2 protein-coding genes are annotated in these 4,278 nt (G+C 48.8%); both read left to right on the top strand.

The window, feature by feature from the left end:
• Positions 1–1,627, top strand: a 1,627-nt coding sequence (locus AC1DFM_RS34520; RefSeq protein WP_477081338.1) for a non-ribosomal peptide synthetase, incomplete at its 5' end; no start/stop codon positions are given.
• 39 nt (positions 1,628–1,666) lie between these two features.
• The coding region (locus tag AC1DFM_RS34515) for a non-ribosomal peptide synthetase (protein WP_477081337.1) at positions 1,667–4,278 on the top strand (2,612 nt) is incomplete at its 3' end.

The raw sequence follows: 4,278 nt of genomic DNA, 5'->3' as shown, positions 1-4,278 counted from the left end.
CCTGGAAAGATCAGCGGATATGGTGATCGGCATACTGGGGATACTGAAAGCGGGCGGCGCATATGTACCTGTTGATCCGTCCTATCCGGCAGAAAGGATTTTGTATATGCTGTCAGACACGGGAGCTTCCGTGATATTGAGCAGTGCGGGCTTATCAGCCCAGCTTCCGGCTACCGATGCCACAATTGTATTACTGGAAGACATCTTCGTAAATACCACCGATATACCGGTTTCCGGACTACCGGAACCACGTCCTCACCACCTGGCGTATGTGATCTACACCTCCGGTTCTACAGGTGTTCCCAAAGGAGTGATGATCGAGCACCAGGGTCTGTTGAATCATTTGTATGCCAAGATCAATGCGCTTGAAATAAACGGACAATCGGTGATCGCACAAACAGCCAGTTACAGCTTTGATATATCAGTATGGCAGATGTTTGCGGCCTTGGTCTGCGGCGGTACAACGGTTATTTATCATTCGTCAGTCATCTACGATCCATCTTCGCTGCTTGCCCTCACGCATCGCAGCGGGGTCACCATACTGGAGCTGGTGCCTTCTTATCTGTCATCGTTGTTGCAGTCGGGCATCAGCACTCCATTAAAGGGGCTGCGTTACCTGCTGGTAACAGGAGAGGAGGTGAGTGCAACGTTACTGGAGCAATGGTTTGGTCATGCAGCTTATGGTGGTATACCGGTAGTGAATGCGTATGGCCCCACGGAGGCGTCAGATAATATTACGCATCATATCATGTCTTCAGCGCCATCCGGATCGACGGTGCCGTTGGGTCGTCCTGTGCAGAACCTGCGGATCTATGTGCTGGACAAACGGGGTTGTATTTGTCCGGTGGGTGTCTGGGGAGAGATCTGTGTGAGCGGAATTGGAGTAGGTCGTGGCTACCTGAACCGGGCGTCGCTGACGGAAGAGAAGTTTGTGGCCGACCCGTTTGTAAAAGGAGCGCGGATGTATCGTACGGGAGATCTGGGTCGCTGGCTGGCGGATGGAACGATCGCTTATGGTGGCCGTCTGGATAGACAGGTGAAGATCCATGGCTACCGCATCGAGCTGGGAGAAGTGGAGAGTGTGCTATCCGGTAATGAGCAGGTACATCAGGCGGTAGTGGTGGCACAGGAAGCGGAATCTGGTCACCGGCGGCTGGTGGGCTATGTGGTTCCCCGTGCAGACTATGACAAGGAAACGGTGCAATCATGGCTGAAAGCGCGTTTGCCGGCCTATATGGTCCCTGCTGTACTGGTAACACTGGAAGCGCTGCCGCTGACACCGAATGGAAAGGTGGACAGGAAATCGTTGCCTCAGCCGGACGAAGCGTTGTTGCAGCCGGAAAATTATGCAGCTCCGGAAACGGCCACCGAGCAGCTGTTGGCAGGCATCTGGCAGGCGTTGCTGGGAAAAGAACGTATAGGCATCCACGATAACTTCTTTGAACTGGGTGGTCACTCGCTGCTGGTGATGCGGCTGAACGCCGCCATCCACAAAGAGCTGGGCATAGAAATACCCGCCAGCATTTTCTTCCAGCTTCCCACTATCGACGCTTTAGCTAAACATATAAAAATTAATCAGCAGCATGCTGCTCCCGACGATGAAGATCTGGAAACCCTGAGATTTTAGCACTCCCGGGAAATTTTTTTTACTCTTAAATAACAGACCATGACCGGCATTAAATTAACAGAAGTAGTAGAGCTACTGGAAAAGGCCAGCGATTTTGGCATTAAAGTATCTTTCGACAATAACGAACTCGTTGTAAAGGCAAATAAAATCAACGAAATCGACAGGACATTTCTAAATGAACTGAAAAACAATAAAGAATATATCATTACCTACCTGAAGAAAAACAGCCGGCATGCTTTAGGAACGCCTGGAGGAGAGGCTGTAATCCCTGCGCGTGACAGGAATATGTCTGATCGTATTCCGCTTTCGTATAGTCAGGAACGTTTGTGGTTCATTCACCAGCTGGAAGGCAGCGTACAATATCATCAGGGAGTGGCGTTGCGTCTGAAGGGTAATCTTTCCATCGATGCATTGTCTGGTGCATTACAGACGATCGTTAACAGGCACGAAGTACTCCGGACAGTTATTGAGCAGGAGGATGGACTGCCTTATCAGCGGATACTGGAAAAAGATCAATGGCAGCTAAATCATACAGATGCTGGTATGTATGATAATGCTGAACAATTACGTACTTATGTGAAAGAGTTGACAGTTGCGCCTTTCGACTTATCCGTGGACCATATGCTCCGTGCGCAACTTATATCACAGGCAGAAGACAATTATTTACTGGTACTGACAATACACCACATAGCTTCCGACGGTTGGTCAGCGGGTATTATCGTAAGTGAACTGATAGAGTTGTACAATGCTTATGCCACAGGGCGGGCTCCACTGCTACCGGCACTTGAAATACAATATGCTGACTACGCCATCTGGCAGCGCACGTGGCTGTCGGGCATTATGCTGGAAGAAAAGTTGAATTACTGGAAGCACAAATTATCCGGGGTAAACATATTGCAGTTACCCGCAGACCACAGCCGGCAATCTGGTCAGAGCATGCGCGGCGCTATACACACTTTCCGGTTTGATCAGGAGTTATCCGGGCAGATACAGTTATTGTCACGGCAACAGGGCGCTACTTTGTTCATGACCATGCTGACGGCTTTTAAAGTATTGTTATACCGTTATACTGGCCAGGAAGATATTTGTGTAGGCACATCGCTTGCAGGCAGAATAAGGCAGGAGACAGAAGGATTAATCGGCTTTTTTGTTAACGCGCTGGTATTACGTAGTGACTTGGGCAGTAATCCATCTTTTCTCTCCCTGCTGCAACAGGTAAAACAAACCACGTTGGAAGCATATGATCATCAGGAGGTGCCTTTTGAGAGGGTGGTGGAAGCTGTTGCAAAGGAACGGGATCCCGGCAGAAACCCACTGTTCCAGGTATTGTTCGGATTGGCAAATGCCCCGGCGGCGCCTGACCTTTACCTGGGAGATCTGCAATTATCCCAGGAACTGCTTGAACATACCACGACAAAATTCGATATGGCCCTCTTTATAAATGAGGATGAAGCTGGTCTTTCTGGCCATGTGGAGTATTGTGTTGATCTGTTTGAACCTGCTACAATAGCAAGAATAGTAACGCATTTCGGGCAGTTGCTGCGGTCGGCAGTTAGTACGCCGGAAGCCGGCATCAACTCACTGGTAATGCTTTCGGAAACAGATAAAGCATTGTTAAAAACGGTTGCTAATACCGCAGTAGATGATCGTTCTGATAAAACATTCGCAGACCTGTTCGCGGTACAGGCTGAGCTTGCGCCGGATAATACTGCATTGGTATTCGAAAGCAGTACGCTCACATATAGAGAACTGAATGAACGTGCAGATCAACTCGCATATTACCTGATCGGGAAAGGTGTTAAAGCAGGTTCACTGGTACCGCTTTGTATAGAACGATCGCTGGAAATGATTGTAGGGTTGCTGGGGATCATTAGGGCTGGAGCGGCTTATGTACCAATAGATCCGGCTTATCCTGCAGATCGCATCAGTCATGTGCTGAAAGATACAAGTGCTACGGTAATAGTCAGTGATCTGATTACTGCTGCAAAGCTGGAAACGGTTATAGGAGATCTCCACGTGGTGGTCCTCGACGGTGATCAGGAACAGATAAGCAGCAGCCGGCCGGTGAAGTTACCTCATATCCTGCCATCTTCACCATTGTACGTGATTTATACTTCCGGCAGTACTGGTCTTCCCAAAGGTGTAATGATCAATCACGAGAACCTGGCAGACTACCTCTATGGATTACAGGCACATCTGCCGTTGTCAGATGCTGGCTCTTTCGGATTGCTCTCCAGCATAGCAACGGATTTGGGGAATACGGTGATATACAGCTCTCTGGCAGTTGGAGGCACTTTACATGTGCTTTCAAAAGCATTGACCAATGATGCAGAAAAGATCAGAACATATTTTGACCGGTATCGTATCGATTGTATCAAAGTAGTTCCTTCGCACTGGAAAGCATTATGCGATGGAGATGCGCTGCTGCTGCCGGAAAAACTACTGATCTTCGGAGGTGAATCGCTGGAAGTTTCAGTAGTGGAAAAGATACGCCGTTCAGGTGCAGCATGCGTAGTAGTGAATCACTATGGCCCAACGGAAACGACTATAGGAAAATTACTGCATATAGTAGAGACAGGTCGTTCTTATGAAGAGAACATCCCCATAGGCAAACCATTTTCTTCGGCACATATATACATACTCGACGCCGG

It is taken from the genome of Chitinophaga sp. 05T412 (assembly GCF_056396465.1).
Note: the sequence above shows the minus strand (reverse complement) of the source record. Positions and strands in the feature narration are given on the sequence as shown.